Origin of the sequence: Haloferax profundi (genome assembly GCF_001469865.1) — an archaeon.
In the GTDB taxonomy this organism is placed as follows: domain Archaea; phylum Halobacteriota; class Halobacteria; order Halobacteriales; family Haloferacaceae; genus Haloferax; species Haloferax profundi.
In genome coordinates this window covers 1-23,514 of sequence record NZ_LOPV01000045.1, presented here as the reverse complement: position 1 = coordinate 23,514, position 23,514 = coordinate 1, and the positions used below count along the sequence as shown (strand labels likewise).

25 protein-coding genes are annotated in these 23,514 nt (G+C 64.4%); 14 read left to right on the top strand and 11 right to left on the bottom strand.

Going from position 1 to position 23,514, the window contains the following annotated elements; translation table 11 throughout:
* The first annotated feature begins 117 nt into the window (after positions 1 to 117).
* The 5 genes from AUR66_RS02755 (at position 118) to AUR66_RS02735 (ending at position 2,496) form a co-directional block, all read left to right on the top strand.
* Entirely contained in the window at positions 118 to 468 is a 351-nt protein-coding gene (locus AUR66_RS02755) for a HalOD1 output domain-containing protein (protein WP_058570993.1), read from the top strand.
* A 175-nt stretch (positions 469 to 643) separates the two neighbouring features.
* Entirely contained in the window at positions 644 to 1,084 is a 441-nt protein-coding gene (locus AUR66_RS02750; RefSeq protein WP_058570992.1) for a DUF5810 domain-containing protein, read from the top strand.
* A gap of 24 nt (positions 1,085 to 1,108) precedes the next feature.
* Positions 1,109 to 1,606 (top strand): DUF5809 family protein, encoded by a 498-nt coding sequence (locus AUR66_RS02745; protein WP_058570991.1) that lies wholly within the window; start codon positions 1,109 to 1,111, stop codon positions 1,604 to 1,606.
* Complete coding sequence (locus AUR66_RS02740) at positions 1,603 to 2,166, top strand: NUDIX hydrolase (protein WP_058570990.1); 564 nt, start codon at positions 1,603 to 1,605, stop codon at positions 2,164 to 2,166. Before AUR66_RS02745 ends, AUR66_RS02740 begins: the two co-directional genes overlap by 4 nt.
* A 3-nt stretch (positions 2,167 to 2,169) precedes the next feature.
* A complete protein-coding gene (locus AUR66_RS02735) occupies positions 2,170 to 2,496 on the top strand; it encodes a rhodanese-like domain-containing protein (RefSeq protein ID WP_058570989.1) in 327 nt (108 codons plus the stop codon).
* A 74-nt stretch (positions 2,497 to 2,570) separates the two neighbouring features.
* Here AUR66_RS02735 and yciH read toward each other — a convergent pair whose 3' ends face one another.
* The 6 genes from yciH to AUR66_RS02705 form a co-directional block, all read right to left on the bottom strand.
* Entirely contained in the window at positions 2,571 to 2,864 is a 294-nt protein-coding gene (gene yciH / locus AUR66_RS02730) for a stress response translation initiation inhibitor YciH (protein WP_058570988.1), read from the bottom strand.
* Between the two features lie 76 nt (positions 2,865 to 2,940).
* Positions 2,941 to 3,840, bottom strand: coding sequence for a hypothetical protein (locus tag AUR66_RS21045; protein WP_394326249.1), 900 nt, complete (start codon positions 3,838 to 3,840; stop codon positions 2,941 to 2,943).
* Between the two features lie 148 nt (positions 3,841 to 3,988).
* Complete coding sequence (locus AUR66_RS02720) at positions 3,989 to 5,233, bottom strand: DUF7345 domain-containing protein (RefSeq protein ID WP_058570986.1); 1,245 nt, start codon at positions 5,231 to 5,233, stop codon at positions 3,989 to 3,991.
* A gap of 40 nt (positions 5,234 to 5,273) precedes the next feature.
* A complete protein-coding gene (locus AUR66_RS02715; RefSeq protein ID WP_058570985.1) occupies positions 5,274 to 7,535 on the bottom strand; it encodes a transglutaminase TgpA family protein in 2,262 nt (753 codons plus the stop codon).
* Entirely contained in the window at positions 7,532 to 8,611 is a 1,080-nt protein-coding gene (locus AUR66_RS02710; protein WP_082682103.1) for a DUF58 domain-containing protein, read from the bottom strand. Before AUR66_RS02710 ends, AUR66_RS02715 begins: the two co-directional genes overlap by 4 nt.
* Positions 8,608 to 9,564 carry an AAA family ATPase gene (locus AUR66_RS02705; RefSeq protein ID WP_058570984.1) on the bottom strand — a complete coding sequence of 319 codons (957 nt, stop codon included), beginning with the start codon at positions 9,562 to 9,564 and terminating at the stop codon, positions 8,608 to 8,610. The genes AUR66_RS02710 and AUR66_RS02705 overlap by 4 nt, the downstream gene beginning before the upstream one ends.
* A gap of 199 nt (positions 9,565 to 9,763) precedes the next feature.
* Here AUR66_RS02705 and mutS point away from each other — a divergent pair, with 199 nt between their 5' ends.
* Both mutS and mutL read left to right on the top strand, forming a co-directional pair.
* The gene (mutS, locus tag AUR66_RS02700) at positions 9,764 to 12,592 is read left to right on the top strand and encodes a DNA mismatch repair protein MutS (RefSeq protein WP_058570983.1); all 2,829 of its coding nucleotides are present in this window, start codon (positions 9,764 to 9,766) and stop codon (positions 12,590 to 12,592) included.
* Positions 12,589 to 14,244, top strand: coding sequence for a DNA mismatch repair endonuclease MutL (gene mutL / locus AUR66_RS02695; protein WP_058570982.1), 1,656 nt, complete (start codon positions 12,589 to 12,591; stop codon positions 14,242 to 14,244). The genes mutS and mutL overlap by 4 nt, the downstream gene beginning before the upstream one ends.
* A gap of 23 nt (positions 14,245 to 14,267) precedes the next feature.
* On the opposite strand, the gene AUR66_RS02690 is transcribed toward mutL, so the two are convergent.
* On the bottom strand, positions 14,268 to 14,528 hold the full coding sequence (locus AUR66_RS02690; protein ID WP_058570981.1) for a DUF7573 domain-containing protein: 261 nt from the start codon (positions 14,526 to 14,528) through the stop codon (positions 14,268 to 14,270).
* A gap of 93 nt (positions 14,529 to 14,621) precedes the next feature.
* Between AUR66_RS02690 and AUR66_RS02685 the strand changes: the two genes are divergently transcribed.
* Positions 14,622 to 14,858 (top strand): hypothetical protein, encoded by a 237-nt coding sequence (locus tag AUR66_RS02685; protein ID WP_058570980.1) that lies wholly within the window; start codon positions 14,622 to 14,624, stop codon positions 14,856 to 14,858.
* Here AUR66_RS02685 and AUR66_RS02680 read toward each other — a convergent pair.
* From AUR66_RS02680 to AUR66_RS02670, 3 genes are all read right to left on the bottom strand, one after another.
* A complete protein-coding gene (locus AUR66_RS02680; protein ID WP_058570979.1) occupies positions 14,818 to 15,798 on the bottom strand; it encodes a 5,10-methylenetetrahydromethanopterin reductase in 981 nt (326 codons plus the stop codon). The genes AUR66_RS02685 and AUR66_RS02680 overlap by 41 nt on opposite strands.
* A 39-nt stretch (positions 15,799 to 15,837) precedes the next feature.
* Entirely contained in the window at positions 15,838 to 16,593 is a 756-nt protein-coding gene (locus tag AUR66_RS02675) for a coenzyme F420-0:L-glutamate ligase (protein ID WP_058570978.1), read from the bottom strand.
* Between the two features lie 170 nt (positions 16,594 to 16,763).
* A complete protein-coding gene (locus AUR66_RS02670) occupies positions 16,764 to 17,261 on the bottom strand; it encodes a metallophosphoesterase family protein (RefSeq protein WP_058570977.1) in 498 nt (165 codons plus the stop codon).
* A gap of 60 nt (positions 17,262 to 17,321) precedes the next feature.
* Here AUR66_RS02670 and AUR66_RS02665 point away from each other — a divergent pair, with 60 nt between their 5' ends.
* From AUR66_RS02665 to AUR66_RS02650, 4 genes are all read left to right on the top strand, one after another.
* Positions 17,322 to 18,563 carry an NUDIX domain-containing protein gene (locus tag AUR66_RS02665; protein WP_058570976.1) on the top strand — a complete coding sequence of 414 codons (1,242 nt, stop codon included), beginning with the start codon at positions 17,322 to 17,324 and terminating at the stop codon, positions 18,561 to 18,563.
* 115 nt (positions 18,564 to 18,678) lie between these two features.
* Positions 18,679 to 19,275: a helix-turn-helix transcriptional regulator gene (locus tag AUR66_RS02660; protein WP_058570975.1), complete on the top strand. Its 597-nt coding sequence runs from the start codon at positions 18,679 to 18,681 to the stop codon at positions 19,273 to 19,275.
* 226 nt (positions 19,276 to 19,501) lie between these two features.
* Complete coding sequence (locus AUR66_RS02655; protein ID WP_058570974.1) at positions 19,502 to 19,849, top strand: hypothetical protein; 348 nt, start codon at positions 19,502 to 19,504, stop codon at positions 19,847 to 19,849.
* Positions 19,850 to 19,871: 22 nt separating this feature from the next.
* Positions 19,872 to 20,660: a cupredoxin domain-containing protein gene (locus AUR66_RS02650; protein WP_058570973.1), complete on the top strand. Its 789-nt coding sequence runs from the start codon at positions 19,872 to 19,874 to the stop codon at positions 20,658 to 20,660.
* A 409-nt stretch (positions 20,661 to 21,069) separates the two neighbouring features.
* On the opposite strand, the gene AUR66_RS02645 is transcribed toward AUR66_RS02650, so the two are convergent.
* Complete coding sequence (locus AUR66_RS02645; RefSeq protein ID WP_058570972.1) at positions 21,070 to 21,426, bottom strand: DUF7344 domain-containing protein; 357 nt, start codon at positions 21,424 to 21,426, stop codon at positions 21,070 to 21,072.
* A 171-nt stretch (positions 21,427 to 21,597) separates the two neighbouring features.
* Between AUR66_RS02645 and AUR66_RS02640 the strand changes: the two genes are divergently transcribed.
* Complete coding sequence (locus AUR66_RS02640; protein ID WP_058570971.1) at positions 21,598 to 22,464, top strand: TrmB family transcriptional regulator; 867 nt, start codon at positions 21,598 to 21,600, stop codon at positions 22,462 to 22,464.
* Positions 22,465 to 22,620: 156 nt separating this feature from the next.
* The gene (locus AUR66_RS02635; protein ID WP_058570970.1) at positions 22,621 to 23,391 is read left to right on the top strand and encodes a DUF3179 domain-containing (seleno)protein; all 771 of its coding nucleotides are present in this window, start codon (positions 22,621 to 22,623) and stop codon (positions 23,389 to 23,391) included.
* The last annotated feature ends 123 nt before the right edge of the window (positions 23,392 to 23,514 follow it).

The window sequence follows — 23,514 nt, the reverse complement described above, 5'->3', positions numbered from 1 at the left end:
GATACTCTAGGTGACTAGAGCCGTCACAGACGACACCACTAGCTGGATAGCAACGAGCGATATATCGACTACCGTTGTTGGACCCACTGTCGGCAAGACGCCGACGCGAACCGAACCATGGACGAAACTCGCGTGTTACAGGGCAACGATGTTGGATGGAACACTGGCACGACCGAAGAGGTCGTCGCTCGACACGACTGGGATGGACGGGACACTCTCGCTGTGACGATAGTCACTGCTGTCTCCCAGTTGGAAGACGTGGACGCTGTCGACCTTCCCCCACTATCGAACACCATCAATCCAGAAGCGCTCGACAGAGTGTTCGCTCAGCCGGCACGGGCATCGGCGACGGGCGACGCTGTTGGGCGCGGATCGATGAACCCTGCACGCGCACACGTTCAGTTCCGGTACGCTGCCTGCGACGTGACCGTTTGGGCCGACGGAACGGTCATCGTCAAGTCTGCCTAACAGCATCGAATCGGTATCACCACCACACCATCACCACCACCACCACCAGAAGCGGATAGTGGCCGTTTGTCGGCAGTTCGCCTCCCCCCACCACCATCGCGAACACGACGGCCACTTCATTCCCCTTCCGACGAACTGCGACGCATTTTGGTACACTCACACGCTACCGGAGGGTATGGGATACGCCTGTCCGGTCTGCGACGCGCCACAACGAGACGAGACGCACCTCGCGAACCATCTGGCGCTCCAAGCAATCGTCCACAGTGACGACCACGAGACGTGGCTCGACGACCACGCACCCGAGTGGGCGTCGATGAACGCCGAGGGACTCGGCCCCGTCGTCGCCGAACACGCCGACGAACACGAGTTCGACGAGGTGTTCGAAGATACGGTGGACCGCGGCCACGGACACGACCACACCCATGGCTACGAGCAACAGCAGTTCGGTGGGGGGCAATCGCTCTCCGGCGACGCCGCGCGCATCCTCGACGAGGCGAAGGACATGACGCGCAAGATGTACGAACACGACGACGACGGCCAGTCCGACGCCGATTCTGACGACGACGCCGACGGAGACGCCTCGACCACGGACGACGCCGACGAGAAAGAGTCGTAAGTCCGGGCCCCGAATCGGGTGGCGATGGAAACTCACGGGACGATTTCTCCGGAGACACGCGAAGCGGCCGAAGACGCGTTCGACCGCGTCGGTCCGACGGCGCAAGTCGTCGTCAGAGAGACGGCGAAAGCGATGGACTTCGGCCGGGACGAGTACCGCGAACGCGTGACGGGAGACGTCGTGGAGACGGTCCGAAACGCGCTGTTCGCCGAATCGTTGTCCGTGACCGTCGGGTCTCGCACCGAGTTCGACGACTGGTGTGAGTCGCATCCCGACTACGACGTGGTCGAACTGGGGAATCCCGACGTCGAACGTGTCGCGTGGCACCCGATTCCCTTCGCCGACACAGTCGTCGCCACCACCTTCCAGAACGAACGCGACGCCGCAATCAGCACCCTCCGACGCAACGCGTTCGGGAGAGTCTACCGCGACACGATTCTGGACGGTGACGAGAGTGACGCGAGCGGACACGAGGCAGTCGGAGACGGTGACGGCGGAGACGTCGGAGGAGACGACCGATGACCCACGACGGACGGCGACACGAGCGACTCCCGGACCCCGAATGGCCCGTCCTCGAATCGAAGACCGAGTACGAGACAGGCTGGTTTACCGGGGGCTACGACCTCGTCGAGCAACCGAACGGGACGACGAAGCGGTACTACTGGGCCGAACTCGCGACGGCAGTCGTCGTCGTCGCCGTCGCGGACGACCACGTCGTGTTCGTCGAACAGTACCGGCCGAACATCCGCCAGACGCAACTCGAACTCCCCGCAGGAATCGTCGAGGACGGAGAGTCCTTCAGCGACGCTGCGGTGCGCGAACTCCGCGAAGAGACCGGCTTTGCGGCAGACTCGGCGTCGCTCATCGGCGACGTGTGGTGTTCGACGGGCGTCCTTCGGCATCGACGCGGGTTCGTCTTCGCCGAGGGCCTCACCCCGGTCGAGCGCGATTTAGACGACAACGAGTTCCTCTCCGTCCACGCGGTTCCGGTCGAGGAGGCCATCGACCGGGCTACCGAACCGCCGACGAACGACGCAACCGTCGAAGGGATTCTCCTCGCCCGCGACGAAGGAGTGTTGTAGGCGATGGTCAGCGAAATCGACCCGGACGAAGTAGAATCGCGCCTCGAAGACGACGACCCACCACTCGTCGTGGACGTGAGTACGCCAGAAGACTTCGAAGCAGGGCACATCCCCGGCAGTATCAACGTCCCGTTAGACGACATCGTCTCGAACCTCGGTCGTATCAGCGGCGCGCGACACATCGTCGCCGTCTGCCCGCGCGGGGAAGCGAGCATCCAGGCGGTTCGACTCCTCTCGGCGTACGAAGGAACGAACGACGCGACGATAGAGAGTATGGCCGGTGGCCTCGACGCGTGGACCGGGCCACTCGAACGCGGCCCCGACGCGTAGCGCGACGAGTGCCGCCGCTCACTGCGGTACAGTTTCCGAAAAGTATCTCGACGCCGGGCTAAGTCAGAGGGCGGTCACGCGACGTTGAACCCCTTCTCGCGGAGGAAGTCCTCCACGCGGCCGCGGTGGTTGCCTTGGAGTTCGATGGAATCGTCTTCCACGGTCCCACCACAGGCGAATTTCGACTTTAGGTCCGACGACAGGCTATCCATGTCGACGTCCTTCGGGTCGAATCCCTCGATGACTGTAACCTCTTTTCCGTAGCGGCGCTCGTCGATGCGGATGACTATCTCCTGAGACTCTTTTGCGACGTCTTCGCAGACGCAAAGCTCCTGAGGCAGCCCGCACGTCGAGCAGACTTCCGACATTACAGTGTGGACGTACAAGATGGGGATATTAAACAGTATCGGGAGTTCGTAGCACGGACGCGCTAATCGAGCGCCCCTACTGCAGCAACAGACTGTCTCGACGGTTGTCGTCTGCGTCCCGGCCCGTCGTCACTGGTGGGGTGTCGTCACTGCCGTCGTTCGCGCCGTCTGCTGCCGACGAGTCAGCAGACGATTGCTGACCAGATGACCCGTCTGCCCGGTCTGCGCGATTCTCACTGCCGTTTCCCGAGGATTCTCCGGCAGTCTTGTCGGAACCGTTGCCGTTGCGGCCGTTCTCGGATTTCTCCTCGTCTCCGCCTCGCTTTTCTGTGGCTTTTTCCAGGCCCTTGCCGGGGTTGTCGCCGACGAGGTCACGAGCGATTGCCGCCACCTCAGGACCTGCGAGGCCGGACGCCGATTGACGAAGCGAGTCGAGTCGCTCCGCGTCGACACCGCGGGCTTCGAGGTCCGAGTCGGGGACAGTCTCCGCGGCGTCAGCCGTCCGGTTCAACATGGACTTCGTGCGCTCGATGTCGGCGACGACGCGCGTCATCTGGACACGGTACTGGTTCTCGGAGAGCGTGCCGTTCTCGTGCGCTGCGTGGAGTCGGTCTCTTCGTTGTTCGAGTTCAGTCAAGCGCTCACGGATGGTCTCGACCTGTCCGGCGACGACTGCCGCCTTCGAGGCGTTCGAGTTCGCGTTGGCGAGTCGGTTCTCGAACGTCCGTCGTTCGAGTTCGCCGTCCGTCTCGGAGCCCTGTACCCCGATGACGCCGGCGAGTTTCTGGCCGGGCGGCGTCTCGTTGGAGGCGGTACGCTGGTTCGTCGCGGTGCTGTTGTCGGCTGCCGCGGGTCCGTCGCTGGGGGCGAGCGCCGGTGCGACCGGTCCAGTTGGAGAGGCAAGTGCGAGTGGTGCACCAAGCGTCGCCAGGAGGACTGCGGCGGCGACGGCGAGCACGGCGGTTCGTCGGCTCATCAATTTCTCGTACGTCTCGTATTCGGATATAAACGGGCGGTCGTCCGCCCGAATCAACTCCATTCAACCGGAGTTCGTGGATACCCGCGAAGGCGACGCAGTCCATCGATTATTGCCCCATTGAACCACGTAAACGGTCGTAAGATATTTATACGCCTTCGGGCTCGTCGTCGTCCTCGGGGAGTCGAAGGACGTTCTCACGGCCGAGGCGGAACCCCTCGATGGTTCCCTCGTCGCGCATCCCGCGAACGACCTTGCTGGTCTTGGCGTCGGTCCAGTCGAGTGCGCCGGCGACTTCCTGTTGCTTGACCCGACCCCCGCGGGACTCGATGAGACGAAGCACCCGTTCTTCGTTGCTGAGGAGTTCGGGGGGCACGTCTTCCTCGTCGTCCGCGCCGTCGTCAGTCGCGCCGGCGCCTGCCGGTGCTGCCTCCGACTCGTCTGTCGTCGCCTCTGTGTCCGTGGTGGTCTCCGGGGCGTCCGTCGCGGCAGCGACTTCCTCGTCACTTTCGTCCGGTATCGTCGGCCCGTCGGGGACACTCGACGCTGTCGCAGCACCGGGTCCTTCGTCGTCGCCGAGCACACCACGCGACCGGAGGAAGAAGGCCCCGCCGACGACGAACAGGGCTACCACGGCGAGTGCCGCGAGTGCGCTCGTCGTGGGGAACGGGTCGTCGGCCTGACTCGCCGTCGTCTGGTCTGTCGGTGTGGCGGTCGAAGTGCCACCGGCACCTGCGCCCACTTCGAGGACGAGGCTCGGTTCGCCCGAGACGAACTCGGTGTCCGACCCACGCCAGATGACCGTGTTCTCGCGTGCCTCGTCCGGTTCGGGGGCAACCGTCACCGACCCGTACTCGTCCGGCCACGAGACGATGAGTCGCGAACTCGAATCGAGGAAGAACCCCTCGATGGCGTCGCCGACGACGAGTCTGTCGCCGTCGACGGCGGCGAAGTTCGACCACTCGAAGGAGTAGGTGACGACACCGTAACTATCCGGCAGTGAGCGGGTCTCGGCCGAGACGGAGACGTTCGTCGCCGTCATCTCGCGACCAGTCGAGTTCTCCGCCGCGGAGACGGTGTCGGCGATTCGTGACTCGAACGCGGACGTGTAGTCGCCCGGGTTGGCCTCGACGTCGTCTTGGAGTGATTGGAAGGCGTCGGTGGTGTTCTGGTCGTCTAACCGAGTCCAGTACTGAATCTCCCAGCGGGCAGACCCGTCGGACTCGACGTCGACGACGATGCGTGTACTATCCGGTTCGACACCCTGCTGGACGAGTGGGTCGATGCCGGGACCGGCGGCAGACCCATCGGGTGTGGCCGCGACTGGAGGGACTGCGGCGAGCACACACAACAGGATGCACAGGAGTGCGGGGACGGCGTCTCTCGTCGCCATTGCTCTCTCCTGTGGGTCCAGCCTGAAAAAGTGACGCGGTTCAGTCCGCCCAGCGTCTGACGACCGGCAGACGCGACCTGACGGCCCTGTCGGCGACGGCCATCACCTCGTCCGCCTCGGCCCGTGTGACACCGTGTCCGTACCGCGCCTGTTCGTAGATATCTGCGACCCGTCGCGTGCGTTCGTCGACGCCGACGCGGGACAACGCGGCGAGGTAGTGGCGCACCGTCTCACCCGGCCTGCGTGGCCGATAGTCGCGTTCGAGGACGAGTTCGAGGCGGTCGTACGCACGGAACACGTCGTCCGTCGGTGAGTCGGTCCGACGCTGGTACAACGCGACAGTCGCCCAGCGAACCTGCGTCGGTATCCGTGTCCGACGAACACCCGCGGCGATTCCCACGAGGGCCGCGAACCCGACGAAGAGCGTCTCACGCGACGGCAACTCCGGAAGGAGTCCGTCACCTTCGTCGGCAGCAGACTCGTCACCTGCGCCGGGTGTGCCGCCGATTCGCTCTTCGAGGCCGGGTGCGAGACCACTCTGCGGCGTCGCGTTCGTTCCGTTCGCCGTCTCCGTCTCGTTCGCCGTCTCGGTCGGCGTCGGCGTCTCGGTGTCGGATTCGTTCGTCTCCGCTGCGGCAGCAGCAGTCTCGTTGGTGTCGACGCCTTCCAGGCCTTCATCGCGAGCGTCGGTGAGCGTCGAGGTTTCGGCGTCGATTCGGGGACCGGCAGGCGTCGGGTCGAATCGGACCCAACCAGTGTCCTCGAAGTAGACTTCGACCCACGCGTGTGAGTCGAGGCCACGGACGACGTATCGGTCGTCGCCGACGCGTTCACCCGTGGTGTACCCGGTGACGAACCGGGCGGGGACGCCTTCGGACCGCAGGAGGACGACCATCGTCGACGCGTAGTAAGTACAGTAGCCTGCGTCCATCTCGAACAGGAACGACTCGGCGATGTCACCGTCTGGTCGCGACACCTGTAGTGAGTACTCCTTGTTGGCTTCGAGCCACTCCTCGACGGCGACAGCCTTGTCGTACGGCGTCTCCGCGTCTGCCGTAATCTCGGCCGCTCGCTCGCGGACACGGTCGGAGGTGCTGTCGGGGAGCGCGAGGTATCGCTCACGGATGTCGTCGGGGTAGTCGGTCCCCGTCCGTCGGAGCGACGCCGGCGTGTACTGCGGGACGGCGCTCGTCACGGTGAAGTTCTCGTCGGTGCCGATGGTCCGCGCGGGGCGAATGTTGCCCTGCTGCGTGACGAGCGTCTCGGACGAGATGTTTCCGCTGACGGCGACGGGTCGCCACGCACCGGGCATGGCGTCCAGCGGTGTCGCCGGCGAGACAGTCTGGCGGACGAGTCGTGACGGCCCTTCGGGGCCTTCGAGTCGGCCACCGGTGTACGGTTCAGAATCACCAGTTCTGACCCACCCAGTTCCAGTGTAGCGGTCGAACGACGCCGTCTGCCAGTACGACGGCGACGTGCTCTCGACTTCGAATCTGACCTCCGGTGAGAGGCTGATACTCCCGACGACAGAGATGCTGTCGCTGGCACTCACGAGACTCGCTTCGACGGTCGGTTGCTCGGCGACACCGCTGTTCGGGATGATTGGGGACCCACCCGCACCGGGAAGCACCGTGACCGTCGCCGAGAGGACGACCATCGCGGCGAGAACGACGACGAGGACGTCCAGTTGTCCGCCGTCGTGGCCGTACCGACCGATGCTGTCGAAGCCAATCGCGGCCATCCCCGCGCCGACGCCGACCAGTGTGAGCGGGCCGTTTGCGTCGCCCGTCAGGACGAACAACCCGAGGCCACCACCGGCGACGGCGACGGCAGGTGCGATACGCCCCCGGACGGCGAGATACCACGCGAGGAACGTCGGGGCGGGCGTCACCGCGAGTGCCCACACGTCCGCCGAGAGCAGACGAAGGACCGACAGTCCGCTGAGGAGGGCGACCGAATCGGCGAGGAGTCGCGTCGGCGAGAGCAACGCGAGTTGACTCGTCGGAAGCGAGAGGAAGTACGCAGCGAACCCACCGCCGACGAGGGCGATGGTGAGGAGGAGTGCGACTCGTGGCCGGAGCATCACGCCGACGACTGTCGCGAGGACGAGTGCGCCACCGGCGACGAGCAGGAACTGGTCACGCCGGCCGACCACGTTCGTCACGTCGTACAGGACGAAGAGGAACGTCCCGACGAGGACGAGCGTGGACGCTAAGGCGAGTACGTTCGCGTCGACGCCGGCGACGGTGTGGCGGGCCGCCTCGGGCGCCGACGACTGCCGTGTCGTAGACTCGGTACTCATCGACTCACCCCACGCTGGCCGTCGGTTCGCTGTCTTCCGACGACGTCGGCGGCCGTCGACTGTCTCTCGGTCTCGTGGCTGTCTCGGGTGCGCCACCCATCCGGTCGAACGTCTGCACCCGCGTCCGAGTCCGCACGGAGTCGGTCGTAGGTCGTCTCGCGTCCGGCGAAAGAGACGTACGTCTTTCCGGCGTCGCCGCGGACCACGACTTCCGCCGACGAGTCGGGGACCGACCCGGATTCGAGGCGCGAGAGGTGGGCGAGTACCCGGCGACGCTCGCCGGGGACCGCCTCGGTGACACCGACTGGTGACGAGAAGTTGACCGGGACGCCGGCGTCGAGGAGCGCACACGAGAGGGTCGCTGCGGCCTCTGCAACGTCGTCCTCGCGTCCATCGACGCCGCCGACGGAGATACTCACAGCGTCTGGATTGGCCCGGTCGAGGTACGTCTTCACCACGAGGTCACCCGACTTCGCGCTCGACTTCCAGTGGATGTCGCGGAGGGGGTCACCCGACGCGTACTCGCGCAGACGGTCGAACTCGCCACGATGCATCGCCTTCTGGTGGTCCGTGAGCGCAGACAGGTCGCGGCGTGCCGTCGTGGTGAGTGAGTCGATTCGCGGGAAGACGAGCACCTCGGAGGTCCCACCGGCAGTGAACGTCCGTGAAAAGAGGCCGAGCAAGTCGTGTGCGACGATTGTCGCTGGACCAAGCGTCGCCGGTCCGCGGGCACGATAGGTCACGTCGTACGAGATGTGACCGTCGCCGACGACGGAGTCGACTGTCGCATCACCGTCCAGTCCGTCCGAGAGCGCGTCCGTCGTCGTCGCGGGGAAGGTTCGTTCGCCGTCGATTGTGAGACGGACAGGTTCGGTCGTTCCGGGGAACCCGTCGTCCGGCGCGTCACGGGTGACCCGTGGGGCGTCGACGCGCCACAGTTGGACTGCACCGACGACGAGGGCAACCGCCACGGGGACGACGACGGCGTTGAGTGCCCGTGGGCCGAACGCGACGGCGTTGGCGACGCCGAGGAGGACGGCAGCGACGGCGACCCACCCTCGTGCCGTGAGTTTCATTCGACCGGGACGTACTCGAGTGCTCGTTCGACTACGTCGATGCCGTCTTCGCCAGTCGTCGTTCGGATACGGTGTGCCCAGACGCTGCGAACCTCGCGTTGCACGTCGTCGGGGACGACGTAGTCGCGGGCGTCGAGGGCGGCGCGGGCCTGTGCGGCCCGGATGAGCGCGATGGATCCACGCGGACTCACCCCGAGGTGGGCCCGTTCGCGGGTGTCGGCAGCGAGTCGCGAGACGTACCGTCGGACTGGTTCACTCACCGTCACTCCGAGGATTGTCTCGCGGGCAGCACGAACGTCCGCGGACGTGGCGACCGGTCCGAGTGACTCGATTGGATGGTGACCAGAGACACGTCCGAGGAGTTCCGTCTCCTCGGCTTCGTTCGGGTAGCCGAGGTGAATCTTCTTCATGAAGCGGTCGAGTTCCGCCAACGGGAGGTCGTAGGTTCGGTCCGGTTCGACGTCGTTCTGCGTCGCGATGACCGTGAAGGGGTCGGGAACTCGTCGCGTGACCCCGTCGATAGTCACTTGCAGTTCTTCCATGACTTCGAGGAGTGCCGCCTGTGTCTTCGGGGGAGCGCGATTGATTTCGTCGCCGAGGACGACGTTTCCGAACACCGGCCCCTTGCGGAACTCGAACTCGGAGGTTTGTTGGTTGAACACGTTCACCCCGGTCACGTCGGACGGGAGGAGGTCGGGCGTGAACTGAATCCGTTCGAACGACCCCTCGATGGAAGTCGCAATCGCCCGTGCGAGCATGGTCTTTCCGACACCCGGAACGTCTTCTAAGAGGAGGTGGCCGCGGGCGAACAGGGTCACGATGATATCTTCTATCGCGTCGTGGTGGCCCACGATGACCTGTTCGACGTTTTCGGAGATTCGTGTGGCGAGGTCCGATACCGCTTCGACCGAGTGCGCGCGGTCGACGTCGGCGTCTGCATGTACATCAGTCATTGATATCCCGGAATGTCTCGTCGACCACCGTGTGGTGGCCGAACGAGTCTCTGTCCTGTAATATAGGCTCAGCCTACCTAACGTTGCTGGGTGTGTGCACACCACATCCACACGAGTAGCGGCGGACGGGTCCCTCGTCGGGGCGAATCAGCGCAGACGTTCCCGGGCGTTTTTGTCGCTCGGCCGCCCCCTACCGGGTATGAACGCGGACGCCCAGCACGAGGCGGTCTACGGCGCACCGTCGGAGATGCTGGCGGTACGAGACGACCTGACGCCGATGCTCTCGCAGTACGCCGACCTCTGTGAGGCACACGACGACGCCCTCGTGTTGTTCCAGGTCGGCGACTTCTACGAAGCCTTCTGCGGCGCTGCCGAAGCAGTGGCGCGAACCTGCGAGGTGACGCTCACGAAGCGCGAAGACTCGACAGGCACGTGGCCGATGGCCGGCATCCCAATCGACAACGCCGCAGGCTACCTCGAACGCCTGCTCGACGCCGGGTATCGGGTCGCCCTCGCCGACCAAGTCGAAGACGCCTCAGAGGCCTCGGGACTGGTCGACCGTGCCGTCACGCAACTCATCACCCCCGGCACCGTCGTCGACGAAGAACTCCTCGAAGCGGGACGGGCGACTTACCTCGGTGCCGTCGCTCGCGAGGGCGACGACTACGGACTCGCCGTCGTCGACGTATCCACCGGTGAGTGCCTCGTGACGGGGGCAGACCGAGCGCTCGCACTCGAAGAACTGGAGCGACTCGCGCCCGCAGAACTCGTCGTCGGCCCGAACTGTGACCTCCCGACCCTCTCGTTCGACCCGATGGAGACACCGTTCGAGGAGGGCGCATTCGACCCAGAGACGGCCCGTGAGACGCTGTCAAGGTATGCCCCGCGGCCGGAAGCCGTCGTCGAATCGACGGTCGAACGTCGTGCAGTCGGAGCGCTACTCGCGTACGCGGAGTACGCACAGGGGGACTCGAAACTGGAGTACGTCACCCGCGTCACTCGGTTCGACCCGCGCGAGTTCCTCCAACTCGACGCGACGGCGATACGGAGCCTCGAACTCTTCGACTCGCGGGGCGCCCGCGCCGGGAGCACGCTGTTTTCGGTCCTCGACGAGACGGCGTGCGCACTGGGCCGTCGCCGCCTCGAAGCGTGGTTGAGACGGCCACTCGTCGAACGAGGCGCTATCGAGGCACGACTCGACGCGGTGGGTGCTCTCGCCGACGACGCCCTCTCGCGGGCGGACCTCCGCGACCACCTCTCGTCGGTCTACGACCTCGAACGACTCGTAGCTCGCATCTCACGTGAACGTGCCAGCGCCCGTGACCTGCGCTCGCTGAAGACGACGCTCGACCGCGTCCCCGAGATTCGCGAGACGCTCGATGGCGTCGATTCGGGCCTCCTCTCTGACCTCCGCGACTCGCTCGACGAACTCGAAGGCGTCCGCGACCACATCGACCGGGCCATCGTCGCCGACCCGCCACAAGAGATTACGGAAGGTGGGGTCATCGCCGAAGGATACGACGCCGAACTGGACGACTTGCGCGGCACCGCGGAGGACGGCCGAGCGTGGGTCTCGAACCTCGAAGCACACGAGCAGGAACGGACTGGCATCGACTCGCTCGAAGTCGGCTACAATCAGGTCCACGGCTACTACATCGAGGTGACGAACCCGAACCTCGACCGGGTGCCCGACGACTACGTCCGCCGCCAGACGCTGAAGAACTCCGAGCGCTTCTACACGCCCGAACTGAAAGAGCGCGAAGAGGAGATTCTCCGCGCCGCAGAGCGCGCCGACAGTCTCGAATACGACCTCTTCTGCGAGGTTCGTGCGGACGTTGCCACCGAATCAGCACGCATTCAGGCCGTCGCCGACGCCCTCGCCGACCTCGACGTGCTTCGCACACTCGCAGACGTCGCCGTCGCCAACGACTACGCTCGGCCCGACTTCCACGACGGAGAGACGGAAGACGAGGGGTCGAACGACGGCACCAGTGCAGGTATCGAAATCGACGCCGGCAGACACCCCGTGGTCGAACGCACCCAAGACGAGTTCGTCCCGAATCCCACGTCGCTCCCGCAGGGCGGTGTGGCACTCATCACCGGCCCGAACATGTCGGGGAAGTCGACGTACATGCGACAGGTTGCCCTCGTCTGCATCCTCGCACAGATGGGGAGTTTCGTCCCTGCGAACGCCGCCCGGTTGCCGGTGGTCGACAGAGTGTTCACCCGTGTCGGTGCCTCGGACGACATCGCCGGCGGCCAATCGACGTTCATGCGGGAGATGAGCGAGTTGACCGAGATTCTCCACAACGCCACCGACGACTCACTGGTCCTCTTAGACGAAGTTGGCCGCGGTACCTCGACGGCCGATGGCCTCGCTATCGCCCGTGCGGCGACCGAGTTCGTCCACGACGAAGTCGGCGCGATGACCCTCTTCGCCACCCACTATCACGACCTGACCGACACGGCGGACGAATGCGAGGGCGTCTTCAACCTGCACTTCTCCGCCACGCAGACCGACGGCGAAGTCACGTTCCTCCACAGCGTCGCCGAAGGGCCGTCGTCGTCTTCCTACGGCGTCGAAGTCGCACACCTCGCGGGGGTTCCGGCGACGGTGGTCGAACGCGCTCGGAACCTCGTAGAAGCGGGCGACGCGGGCGCAGAAGCGACTGGAACCGAGACCGACGGAGACGAAGGTTCAAATACCAAACCGGGACAACGCTCGGCCCACACCCGACCCGCCGACGATACCCGACCCGCCGACGGCAACACCCGACACACCGACGACGACACCCAACCGCCACGAGACGGACCTGAATCTCCACAAGACGGAACGCTCGCTGCCTACGTCGACGGACTGGAGAACGGCCACCGAACAGCAGACGGTGACGACCACCACGAAACCGACCCGACTGCCGACGCCGTCGCCCGCGACGTTGCCGACGAACTCCGCGAGGCGGACCTCGTGGATACGACGCCACTGGAGGCGCTAAACCTCCTGTCGGACCTCAAGCGGAGACTCGAATGATTCACCGCCTCGACCCGGAGACGCGCTCGAAAATCGCCGCCGGCGAAGTCGTCACGCGCCCGGCCAGCGTCGTCGTCGAACTCGTGGAGAACGCGCTCGACGCGGACGCAGAGACCATCGAAATCGGGGTCGACGGCGACGGAACCGAACGAATCCGCGTCGTCGACGACGGCCACGGGATGTCCGAGGAGAACGCCGCCCTCGCCGTCGAACACCACACCACGAGCAAACTCTGGGACGCAGACGACATCGAAACCGTCGAGACACTCGGGTTCCGCGGCGAGGCCCTGCCGAGTATCGCCACCGTCGCTCGACTCGAAGTGACCACGAACGCCGGGACGACACGTGGAACGCGCGTCGTCGTCGACGACGGCGAGAAGTCCATCCACCCAGCGGGCAGGGGTCGCGGGACGACTGTCGACGTTACCGGCCTCTTCGCCGACCGGCCCGCACGAAAGAAGTCGCTCGCCTCACCGAAAGCCGAGTTCGCACGCATCTCGTCGGTCGTGTCGCGGTACGCACTCACCCGACCCGACGTGCGGTTCGTCCTCCGCCACGACGACCACGAGACACTCACGACGCCCGGCACGGGGCGGTTCAGCGACGCGATGCTCGCAGTCTACGGACGCGACGCCGCGAGTCACGCATCGACGTTCGAGGCGACGCAGACCGTCGCACTCGCCGACGAGACAGGAACCGTCGACGTAGACGGCATCCTCTGTCATCCCGACGTGACTCGCTCCCGGCGTGACCACGTCCACGTCTCGGTGAATGGGCGCACAGTCGCCGACTCGAAAATCAGACGCGCGGTGGTCGATGGCTACGGGTCGCTCTTGCCCGACGGCAGAGAACCCGTGGCCGTCGTCCGCGTCTCGGTGCCGCCCGCGTGGGTGGACCACAACGTCCACCCGGCGAAAGCAGAAATCGAGTTCAGAGACACTGACGCCGTCACCGAGGTAGTCGAGTCGAGCGTCCGCGACGCGCTTTCGACGGCGGACCTCCGGCGAAGCGGCGAGTTGGCGATGGACCTCGACACGTCGCTCGAACCCGTGACGGCGTCGTCGGTGTTCGACGACGTCCGCGTCATCGGTCGGTTCCGTGGGTTGTACCTGCTCTGTGAGGCGGGCGACGAGTTGCTCGTACTCGACCAACACGCCGCTCACGAGCGAGTGAACTACGAACGACTCCGCGACGCTGTCGAATCCGCGGGAATCGAGTCCGTCCCGATCGACCCGCCGGAGAGCGTCTCACTCACGTCAACCGACGCGGCACTCTTGGAGGCGAACCGCGACCTTGTGGACGCACTCGGGTTCCGAGTCGCCGAGTTCGGTGGCGACACGTACCGGGTCGAAGCCGTCCCTGCCCCGCTTGGACGGCCATTCGCCCCCAGTGCGCTCGCCGACGTGGTTGCAGATGTCGCCGCCGGTGACACGCCCGACCCGCGAGACACGTTGCTCAAAGACCTCGCGTGTCACCCGTCGATAAAGGCGGGCGACGACCTCTCAGACGAGGACGCAAGTCGACTGGTCGAACGACTCGGGTCGTGCGAGACACCGTACACGTGCCCGCACGGCCGGCCGACGGTGTTGTCTATCGACGAATCGACGTTCGTCCGCGGGTTCGGCCGGCGAAGTGGGCGGCGTCGCTCGTAGAAGGCAATCGGGGCACGTGTCTCTCACCAGTTCTTGCAGTCGGCGCAGACGTACTCGCCGTCGTCGAGCCACGTCTTTTCGACCGACACACCGCACTGCGGACAGGTCGTCCCCGTCGGCGTCCACCGATAGGTTGCGAGCGTATCCACGTCGGCTGACGGGTCGTCGTCGGCAGTGGGCGTCTGTTCCGACTCCGGCGTCTGCTCCGACTCCGAGTCCGTTTCCGCGTCCACGTCTTCGCGTTCGACTCCCGTGGCGAAGTCGTCGAGCGAGCGGTTCGGCATAGTCCTCTCTCCGCAGGGCCGGCCCTTATCGGTGCCGACACCGAGGCGTGCGAAACCCACACAATCAATACCCCCGGATTCCGAAGTTCGCGTATGCCTACACTCACGGACTTCGTCATCGCGCTCTTACAGAGCGTCGTCGAACTGGTCGTGAACTTCGCCGACGTGGCGCTGAGCGACCCGCTTTCACCCATCATCATCCTCGTCGGCAACCTGTTCATCCTCGGGGCCGTCGGCGCGTTCGCCTACGTCGTCCTCGGCGCACTCGCCGCAGAACTCGGTATCGGCGTCACGCCTGGCTCTCGCGGTGAGCCTGCGCGGCGAGAGTAATCGCTTCTTCCAGGTCGGGGCCGATTGGTGACCCGACCACGACTCCATCTGCGTGGTCGAGCACCGCGGCCATCCGGTCGGTCACGTCGTCCGGGGTTCCGGCCATCGAGAAGGCGTCTATCATCTCCGGCGTGACGAGGCCGAACGCCTCGGAGAAGTCGCCTGCCGATATCTTCTCGCCGATGTCGCTGGCGAGTTCCGCATCGATACCGTGTCGGTCGAGGACCGGCGGGGCCGCGCCGGCAGTGATGAACGCGACTGGCGGGCGTGCCGCCTCACGTGCCGCGTCGGCGTCTTCTGAGAGAGAGACGCTCGCGTAGGCGGCGAGCGTGAAGTCTCCCCGTTCGTCGGGGCGGTCCTCGCGGCCGATATCGACCTGCTCGCGGGCCCACGCCAGGTCGTCGGGGTGCGACCCGTTGAACAGCAAGCCGTCGGCGTGTTTGCCTGCCATCCGGCACATGTGCGGTCCCTCGCCGCCGACGTAGACAGGCACCCCGCCGGGAACGTCGAAGTTGAGGCCGGCGTCGGTCGCTTGGAAGGTTCCGTCGTGCGTGACGCGCTTGCCGGCCCAGAGGTCCTGTGCGACTTTGAACGCCTCCAAGACGGAGCGCAGGCCGCGCTGGTCGTCGAGGCCGAGGTTGCGAAGCGTCGAGGGGTCGCCGGGACCGATGCCGAGGAGGCCGCGGCCACCGGACGATTCGGCGACGGTGGCAACCTTGCTGGCGAGCGTGACCGGGTGCATCTCGTAGGGGTTGGCGACGCCGGGGCCGAGACGGATGTCCTCTGTCTCTGCTGCGAGTCGCGCGAGGACCGCGAAGGGGTCACGGTTGTTGTAGTGACACGAGACGAACAGCGAGTCGTAGCCCTCGCGTTCGGCCTGCGTGCCCAGTTCGACGAGTCTATCGACCGGATGTTCCGGGGTGAGTTCGAGTCCGAGCATTGGTGTAGTGTGAGAGAAAGTGAGTCTGTGTACGTCAGGTCAGGGTTCGTACGTCCATCCGCGGAGCGCCTGTCGAACGAAGTCGCCGTCGACGTCGCGGAAGTGGGCGTCGCTCTCGCCGTGGTCGCCCCACTCGAAGCCGCGGACGACGACGACGGGCGTCCCGTCTGCGCCTTCGCCCTGCACGAGGTTGGCGGCGGCGGCGAGTTCGTCCACGACGCTCTCGACGGTGACGCCGAGTTCGCGCCCGTCGCGGTCTGACTCGCCACGCCAATCGCGTGACGGGGCCATGCCCGCCCACCCGATGGCGACGCCGCGTTGGCCGTGTCTGAACGGTCGTCCGCAGGTGTCGGTGACGACGACGCGGTCTGCGTCGATCCCTGCACGGATGCGCTCGGCGGACTCACTGGGTCGCTTCGGGAGCAACAGCAGGTCGTGGTCGGGGACGTTCGACCGGTCGATACCGGCGTTGACGCCGACGTGGCCGAACCGCGTCTCCGTGAGGAGGAACGGTTCGTCCATCACGAGGTCCACGCTCTCTTCGAGGACCGCCTGCGCGAATCGCGGGTCTTTCTCGTCGCCAGTCACGTCCGAGAGGCGCGCGGCGAGTTCGCGGGCCCGCGGACCGGCCGGGAAGTCGTCGAGGTCGGCGAACCGCCCTTCGGCCTTCGAGACGACGGTGGACGCGACGCAGACCACGTCGTCCGGGCGAAGGTCGACACGTTCCGAGATGACCGCCGCGAGGTCGTCGCCCTCGCGTATCTCGGGGACGTCTGGGACGGGAAACAGCTCCATACGAGTCCGGAAGAGGACGGCAGTGAAAAACGACTGGGTGTTGGCGAACCGGGCCGGTATCGGAGGCGGTGCATTTGTCGCTGTGGTGGCTGGCGAGTCTGCCGGAGGGCAGGGTCGTGGAGGGATAGTGGGTGGCGAGCGCCGACGTGTGGAACGAGATGGACGGTCTGTCAGTCGCCGTGGAGGACTTCGACCGAGAGGTCGCCGTCGTTGACCGTTCCGACCATCATCGTCGCCTCGTCGTCGGGACTGGCCGGCGCGGCCGTTCCGGGGTTCAAGATACGGACGCCGTCGTCTGTCACTTCGTCGACGACTTCGTGGATGTGGCCGGCGACACCGACTGCATCGGTCCCTGCGGCGTCTTTGACAACGTCGGCGACGCGCGAACAGTACCCAGTTCTCGTCCCCGTGCCGTGGGTGACGACGAACGTGAGACCGTCTGCTTCGACAATTTCGACGAACGGGAGGTCGACCTCGGGGGGGTCGACGTTCCCAGAGACACCGACGAACTCGTTCGAGATGTCGCGGAGGTGTTGGAGGGTCTCCGGAGAGTCGTAGTCTCCCGCGTGTATCACGAGGTCAGCCGCACGAATCTGGTCTTCGACCCAGTCTGGGAGTACCGCAGCACGGCCGGGGACGTGCGTATCGCTCATTATGGCGAGTCGCATGTCTCACCATCAGTCCCAATCTGGATAGTCATTTTGTCTGTCGCACACGTAGTTCACGATATGACACACGTCGTCACCGCGTTTCTCCGACACGGCGGGCGCATCCTCCTGACCCGCCGGAGCGACGAAGTCGGGACGTACGCAGGGCGGTGGGCCGGTGTCTCGGGCTACGTCGAGGGCGACCCTCACGACGCGTTGGACGACGCCCGTCGGGAACTCCGGGAGGAAGTCGGCGTCACCGACGCGACACTCGCCTGCGCGGGCCATCCGATGACCATCACCGACGGTGACCGCGAGTGGACCGTCCACCCGTTCATGTTCGACGTGAGCGACCGCTCGATAGACCCGAACGAGGAACTCGCGGCGGTAGAGTGGGTCCACCCAACCATCATCCCCGAACGGGAGACGGTCCCCGAGTTGTGGGCGACGTACCACCGAGTCGCTCCGACGCTGGAGACCGTTCGCGAGGACGAGACGCACGGGTCGGCGTGGATATCACTTCGCGCACTCGAAGTCCTCCGCGATTGCGCCGCCGACGCGGACTCGTGGGAGGTGCTCGTCTCCTTCGGCCGACAGCTCCGCGACGCACGACCCAGTATGAGTGCCGTCGTCAACCGGGTCAACCGAGTGATGGCCGAGGCGGACGGAGATATCGAGACGCTCCGTCGTCGCGCCGAGGAAACAATCGACGAGGCCGTCGTCGCCGACGAGGAGGCAGCAGCAGCGATGGCAAGCCTCCTCAGAACACGCGAGTACGACCGCGTCGCCACGCTCTCACGCTCTGGAACTGTGGTCGCGACCTTCGCCGATGCACACCCGTCCGTCGTCGTCAGCGAGTCGCGGCCGGGTGCAGAGGGCATCTCGGTTGCCGAGACACTCGCAACCGAAGGCATCGAAACGACGCTGACCACCGACGCCGCACTTCCCAGTCTCGTCGCAGCAGACGACGTCGACGTGGTCCTCGTCGGTGCTGATTCCGTCCTCTCCTCCGGGGCAGTCGTCAACAAAGTCGGCAGTTTCCCTCTCGCACTCGCTGCTGGCCGCGCTGACGTGCCCGTGTTCGCAGTCTGCGCCCGGGACAAGATACGCGGAGACGACGAGTTCGTCGGCGAAGACGGTGAGTCGTTGTACGACGGCGAGGCGTCGGTCGTGACCGAGAACCCGGTGTTCGAAGTCGTGCCTGCCGACCTCGTCACTGGTATCGTCACCGAAGATGGCGTCCTCGATGCTGACGACGTGTCCACGATTGCGTCTGAACACGCCGCACTCGCCGCGTGGGACGACAGTGGAACAGTCGAGTGACATCGCCCAGTATCGAGTGGTCGAACCTACGCCGTGAGAACGAACAAAACTGGTACCCTCTTGCCCGACCAACTCGAACGTATGACGACATGGGACGTCCGTCCGAGGTGGTGGCATGAACAGACGGCGTGCTGATGTGGCGGTTAGCCTCGTCGTCGCCGCCGTCTTCGTCTTCGGCGGCGCTCTCGCGTGGCAGACCTATCAGCAGAATCGCGCGCTCGACCAGACGATGGGTTCGATGATGGGAACGTCGATGTCGGCGGTCCACGGCACGAACCCGCTTTGGTACGTGTTCGGGACCGTCCTCCTCGCGGCCGTGATTGGTGGCGTGTACTTCGCGTTCCGCCGCGAACTCACCTCGAAAGGCGGTGAGACTGAACAGCGTAGACACGAAGACGACGCGCCTGCGGAGTCGAAAGACGAGGGAGCAGAGACAACCGACGAGAACGAGGCGACACTCGATGAGAACGAGCGTCCTCGTCCCCGTCTGCTCGACGTACTGCCCGAGGACGAACGCCGCGTTCTCGAACCGATTCTCACGTCACCGGGAATCACGCAGATAGAACTCCGCGACCGGTCGAACTTCTCGAAGAGCAAAGTGAGTCAGACCGTGAGCGAACTCGAACAGCGCGGACTGCTCTACCGCGAGCGACAGGGACGGACGTACCGCATCTACCCCGGCGACGACCTGTCACAAAATCAGGTGCAGTAAGCGCCCCCTCGCCACAGTTCTCCGTTATTCACCCGCTTTCCGCCCTGAGCAGCGTCCGCGGTCGAGAGGCCGAACGCGCACGTCCCGAATTCGCCCGGCACGAACGGTCCTGTGGCTGAGAAACGACGAGAGCAGCCGATAAACGTTCTCGAACGTTCTCCTGTCTCTGTTCACACCCACGTGGATAACCACCGGGCGACCCTACGAGAAACCGAGGCGAACGACAATGACCCAAATCACCACCGGACGATTGGTGCTCGTGGTGCTCGCAGTCGTCGGACTCGCGTTCAGCGCGTCCGTCGTCAGCGCGCACGGAACCGACAGCGTGACAGACGAGACGCCACCGTACGGCGGGACTGCCGACGAGTGGACCGCGTGGATGGAGACTCACATGACCCAGCACATGGGGCCCGGTGCAGTCGAATGGATGGAGTCGCACATGGGCGTGACCGTCGAAGAGATGGGCCAGTTCATGGCTGAAGACGGAGCGAGAGGACACGGTGTCACCGGCCGAAGTCCCGGCGGGATGTACGGTAGCGGGGGTGGCATGTACGGCGGTGGAGCGGGCTGTTAATCCTACCCACCGACCCGAGGATATGCTCCGCCGTACGAACTATATCCCGTTTTATCCGCTCGTCACGTACTTCTCAGCAGAGGTGAACGAGATGTCCGATATCGAACTTCACCGCCGCCGATTCCTTCTTCTCGCAGGGACGACGACGGTCATGGGACTTGCGGGGTGCACGACAGCACCACCAACGACAGATGGGCAGGGGAGCGAGGGCGAGACAACGACGACGGAGACGGGCGGCGCTGGTGCTGAACTCGACGACCACCACGATGCCGACGACCACCACGATGCCGACGACGAGTATCACAGCGAGGACCACCACGACGAAGAGTCTGCGGAACACGTCGAAGACAGTCACGAACACGACGAACAACTCACTGGGCCGCTCGACAGTGCCGACGTCAGCATGGTCACCACGCAGACCGGCAACCACTACGAACCACACATCTGCTGGGTCGACGTCGGTGGGACAGTCACGTGGACGAACGAGCGTGGGTTCCACTCGACGACGTCGTACTCCCCGGAGAACTACAGACCACAACTCATCCCCGATGGGACAGCATCGTGGAATAGTGAGATTATCACCGAGGGTGGTGGGACGTTCGAGAAGACGTTCGAGACGCCCGGCGTCTATCACTACTTCTGTCTCCCGCACGAGTACGAGGGGATGATTGGAAGCGTCATCGTCGGGACTCCCGACCCGGAGGGAGAACCTGCTCTCGCCGACCCGCCAGCGGAGTTAGCCGAGCCAATTCGCGAGCGTCTTCGGGAACTCGACGCGACGATTCACGAGGCCCTCGAACACGCGGCGTGACCGTGCGAGTTTGGTGAGTGTCGTCGACGCGGTGAGTTGGCTATCGGCAGTCACACACGACACCCACCGAGGCCACAAATGAGATGGATTCATCACGCTCGAAATCAGAGGTCCACTCGGTGGCGATGAAGAAAGTTACCCCCACTCAGCCCCTTGTGATGATGGATTTTAGCTGAGCCACCATCTTACGAAAGCGACGAGTCGGTACTGTGCAGTTATGAGTGAATTCTGCGTCCAGCACACACCAGCGCTCTAAGAGCACCTGGGTCTCGTCTTCTGTGGGCTACCACGCCTGTCGAATCAAAATCGTCACGAGAACCGATGGACTCGGCGAACAGCGAATGTTAGACAAGAGGCACAAAACCGAACGGAGAAAAGACCACGCGAAACGCGTCTCATTCGTCCAACTCTACAGGGCATCACGCATCGGGTCGAGCGCCGATTCGACCTGTTCGATAGCCGCGCCGAGGTCAGCGCCGACGGAGTCGAGCGTCACGACTTGTTGGGAAGGGTTGTAGGTGATGAGACCAGCGTCGTCGAGTTTCGGGAGATCGACGTGGTGCAGCATCACCAGTACCTCTTCGTCGATGGTGCCCTCGTGATTCGTGTCGTCCTGCGAGAGATTATCTGCCAAGGAGAAGAGCGTGACAGAGCCTGAGAGGGAACAGAGTACGGTGAGGAGGTCGCGGCGGCGTTTCTTGCCGAGAAGGTCGAATATCTCGTCAGGAGAGCCGTGGCGTCGTTTCGTTGGTCTCTTCGTACTCATAGACAAATCAACGAACTACATTCAGAAAAGCGGTTGTGAGGACTTCGGTTGAAACAACAGGAACTCTCGTTCTCGAAACACAGGGTTTCCCCGTTATTTGGCGCCAATCGATTCACAGGTCGCGGTCGAGAGTGCGAACACATTGAATATCTAAACCACCGTACAGTTAGTATGGTGTCTTTTGATCGGGAACGGACGGAGGACCGAACAGTCGAACTCTTGACTGAACTCTCGTTGACCGATTACGAGGCACGTACGTTCGTCGGACTGCTCCGACTGGGCAGGGGGAGCGCACGGGAGGTGAGTGACGTGGTCGAAGTCCCCCGGTCGCGGGTGTACGACGCAGTCGAATCACTCCACGAGATGGGACTCGTCGATATTCGGTACGGAACACCGAAAGAGTTCATTCCCGTCTCTCACGAGACGACTGTCCGGAAGTTCGTCGTGAGGTACGAAGACCTGACCGAAGAACTCTCCGACGTACTAGACCAACTGAGCCCCACGGGGCGGGAGACAGAACAGATTGGGGTCTGGACGGTCGCCGGCTCGGAGAACATCACCCGTCGAGTCGTCGAGTTCATCGACGGTGCAGACGGTGAGATAATACTGATGAGCGACGAGGCGTTGCTGACCGACGAAATCACCGACGCACTCGTGAGAGCCGAAGAAAAAGACAAAGACGTCTACGTGACCGCCGTCGACAGCGAAACAGAGGACATCGATTCGATTCCCTCGGATTCGACCGTCGTCGAAACGCTCTGGACGTGGTCTGGGTCACACGTCTCTCGGATTTTGCTCGTCAACGACGAGATTACCCTCGTAAGCGTCGAACGACCGGCGAGTGACGGAGAGACCACAGAAGTCGCAATCTGGGGTCGCGGGGCGAAGAACAACCTCGTCGTCGTTCTTCGAACCATTCTCGCAGTCCAGTTCGGAGAAGACCGTGAAGCGTTCGACACGGAACTCGATCGCGTCGAGACGACAGACGACTCTGTGGGAGAGCGGACAGAAACAGATACTCACAAAGAGGAGTCGTAAACCGAGTCTGCCTCACGTCGCTCTCGTGATGAGACATTCCATCCGAACCACCACGTACTGACCCGAGAGCAGTGCGTTTGGTTTCGCGATGACCAACTGGTACGCCCACGAGACTGTTCCATCGACATTATCTCATCAAGCGACCAACACTACAACATGGACCGTCGGGCGTACCTCGGCCTCCTCACAGGAGCAACACTCAGTTTTGCAGGGTGTACCGAAGGGAACGCTCGGCCACCAGTTGCGGGCTTTCCCGCGCCGGGGAACCCCGACCCAATCGTCCAAGAGGGATTCCCGGCGACAGTCTGCAGTAACCCACCGTACCTGAGCGACGGCATCCACGCGGTAGTCGAACCCGCAGTCGGCCCCGACTGGGAGGACGTGACCGTCCCCGAGGAGTACCGCTTTGCCGACGAAACGGGTCGGGGCCTCTCCGCGGACACCTACGTCGTCGGTGTCGAATACGACGGCGCGGCCCGTGCGTACCCACTTTCTATCCTCTGGTGGCACGAAATCGTCAACGACACCCTCGGCGGCGACCCGGTGCTCGTGACCTACTGTGCGATGTGCGAGACGGGAATGGTCGCAGAACGCCGCGTCGGTGGGGAGGAGACGACATTCCGTGTCTCCGGGCAACTGTGGCAGGCACCACCGCCGTATAGCTACGCCAGCGCGGAGGAGGGGCGCGTCTTCGGTGCGTCCGTGCTGACAGGGGAAACCGAGTTGCGCACCGCGGCGAATCTGGTCCTCCTCGACGAAGCGACGGGGAGTTACTGGAGTCAGATACTCGCGCGCGGCATCTGCGGACCGATGTCGGGTGAACGAATGCGCATCCTGCCGTCCTCTGTGGCGACCTGGGCAGAGTGGCGGGAGAACTATCCCGACACCGACGTGTTGCTCCCGCCGCCGCAGTCGAAGACGGCGTAGTGCGAACGAGACGGTACCTACACACCGCGTGCGACACCGACGCACGACTCCGCGGGAGTTTCCCAGCACACGGACCCACGTCACACATGGACCGACGGACGTTTCTCGGGGTGCTCACCGGTT

Excerpts from the sequence above, each read along its gene's own strand:
- AUR66_RS02660 (WP_058570975.1), top strand. The coding sequence starts at position 18,679 with ATGAACAGACGGCGTGCTGATGTGGCGGTTAGCCTCGTCGTCGCCGCC.
- AUR66_RS21045 (WP_394326249.1), bottom strand. The coding sequence starts at position 3,840 with ATGAGCCGACGAACCGCCGTGCTCGCCGTCGCCGCCGCAGTCCTCCTG.
- mutL (WP_058570982.1), top strand. The coding sequence starts at position 12,589 with ATGATTCACCGCCTCGACCCGGAGACGCGCTCGAAAATCGCCGCCGGC.
- AUR66_RS02745 (WP_058570991.1), top strand. The coding sequence starts at position 1,109 with ATGGAAACTCACGGGACGATTTCTCCGGAGACACGCGAAGCGGCCGAA.
- AUR66_RS02750 (WP_058570992.1), top strand. The coding sequence starts at position 644 with ATGGGATACGCCTGTCCGGTCTGCGACGCGCCACAACGAGACGAGACG.
- AUR66_RS02670 (WP_058570977.1), bottom strand. The coding sequence starts at position 17,261 with ATGCGACTCGCCATAATGAGCGATACGCACGTCCCCGGCCGTGCTGCG.
- AUR66_RS02755 (WP_058570993.1), top strand. The coding sequence starts at position 118 with ATGGACGAAACTCGCGTGTTACAGGGCAACGATGTTGGATGGAACACT.
- AUR66_RS02655 (WP_058570974.1), top strand. The coding sequence starts at position 19,502 with ATGACCCAAATCACCACCGGACGATTGGTGCTCGTGGTGCTCGCAGTC.
- AUR66_RS02685 (WP_058570980.1), top strand. The coding sequence starts at position 14,622 with ATGCCTACACTCACGGACTTCGTCATCGCGCTCTTACAGAGCGTCGTC.
- AUR66_RS02640 (WP_058570971.1), top strand. The coding sequence starts at position 21,598 with ATGGTGTCTTTTGATCGGGAACGGACGGAGGACCGAACAGTCGAACTC.
- AUR66_RS02680 (WP_058570979.1), bottom strand. The coding sequence starts at position 15,798 with ATGCTCGGACTCGAACTCACCCCGGAACATCCGGTCGATAGACTCGTC.
- AUR66_RS02720 (WP_058570986.1), bottom strand. The coding sequence starts at position 5,233 with ATGGCGACGAGAGACGCCGTCCCCGCACTCCTGTGCATCCTGTTGTGT.
- AUR66_RS02675 (WP_058570978.1), bottom strand. The coding sequence starts at position 16,593 with ATGGAGCTGTTTCCCGTCCCAGACGTCCCCGAGATACGCGAGGGCGAC.
- mutS (WP_058570983.1), top strand. The coding sequence starts at position 9,764 with ATGAACGCGGACGCCCAGCACGAGGCGGTCTACGGCGCACCGTCGGAG.
- AUR66_RS02665 (WP_058570976.1), top strand. The coding sequence starts at position 17,322 with ATGACACACGTCGTCACCGCGTTTCTCCGACACGGCGGGCGCATCCTC.
- AUR66_RS02735 (WP_058570989.1), top strand. The coding sequence starts at position 2,170 with ATGGTCAGCGAAATCGACCCGGACGAAGTAGAATCGCGCCTCGAAGAC.
- AUR66_RS02645 (WP_058570972.1), bottom strand. The coding sequence starts at position 21,426 with ATGAGTACGAAGAGACCAACGAAACGACGCCACGGCTCTCCTGACGAG.
- AUR66_RS02690 (WP_058570981.1), bottom strand. The coding sequence starts at position 14,528 with ATGCCGAACCGCTCGCTCGACGACTTCGCCACGGGAGTCGAACGCGAA.
- AUR66_RS02710 (WP_082682103.1), bottom strand. The coding sequence starts at position 8,611 with ATGAAACTCACGGCACGAGGGTGGGTCGCCGTCGCTGCCGTCCTCCTC.
- yciH (WP_058570988.1), bottom strand. The coding sequence starts at position 2,864 with ATGTCGGAAGTCTGCTCGACGTGCGGGCTGCCTCAGGAGCTTTGCGTC.
- AUR66_RS02740 (WP_058570990.1), top strand. The coding sequence starts at position 1,603 with ATGACCCACGACGGACGGCGACACGAGCGACTCCCGGACCCCGAATGG.
- AUR66_RS02650 (WP_058570973.1), top strand. The coding sequence starts at position 19,872 with ATGCTCCGCCGTACGAACTATATCCCGTTTTATCCGCTCGTCACGTAC.
- AUR66_RS02715 (WP_058570985.1), bottom strand. The coding sequence starts at position 7,535 with ATGAGTACCGAGTCTACGACACGGCAGTCGTCGGCGCCCGAGGCGGCC.
- AUR66_RS02705 (WP_058570984.1), bottom strand. The coding sequence starts at position 9,564 with ATGACTGATGTACATGCAGACGCCGACGTCGACCGCGCGCACTCGGTC.
- AUR66_RS02635 (WP_058570970.1), top strand. The coding sequence starts at position 22,621 with ATGGACCGTCGGGCGTACCTCGGCCTCCTCACAGGAGCAACACTCAGT.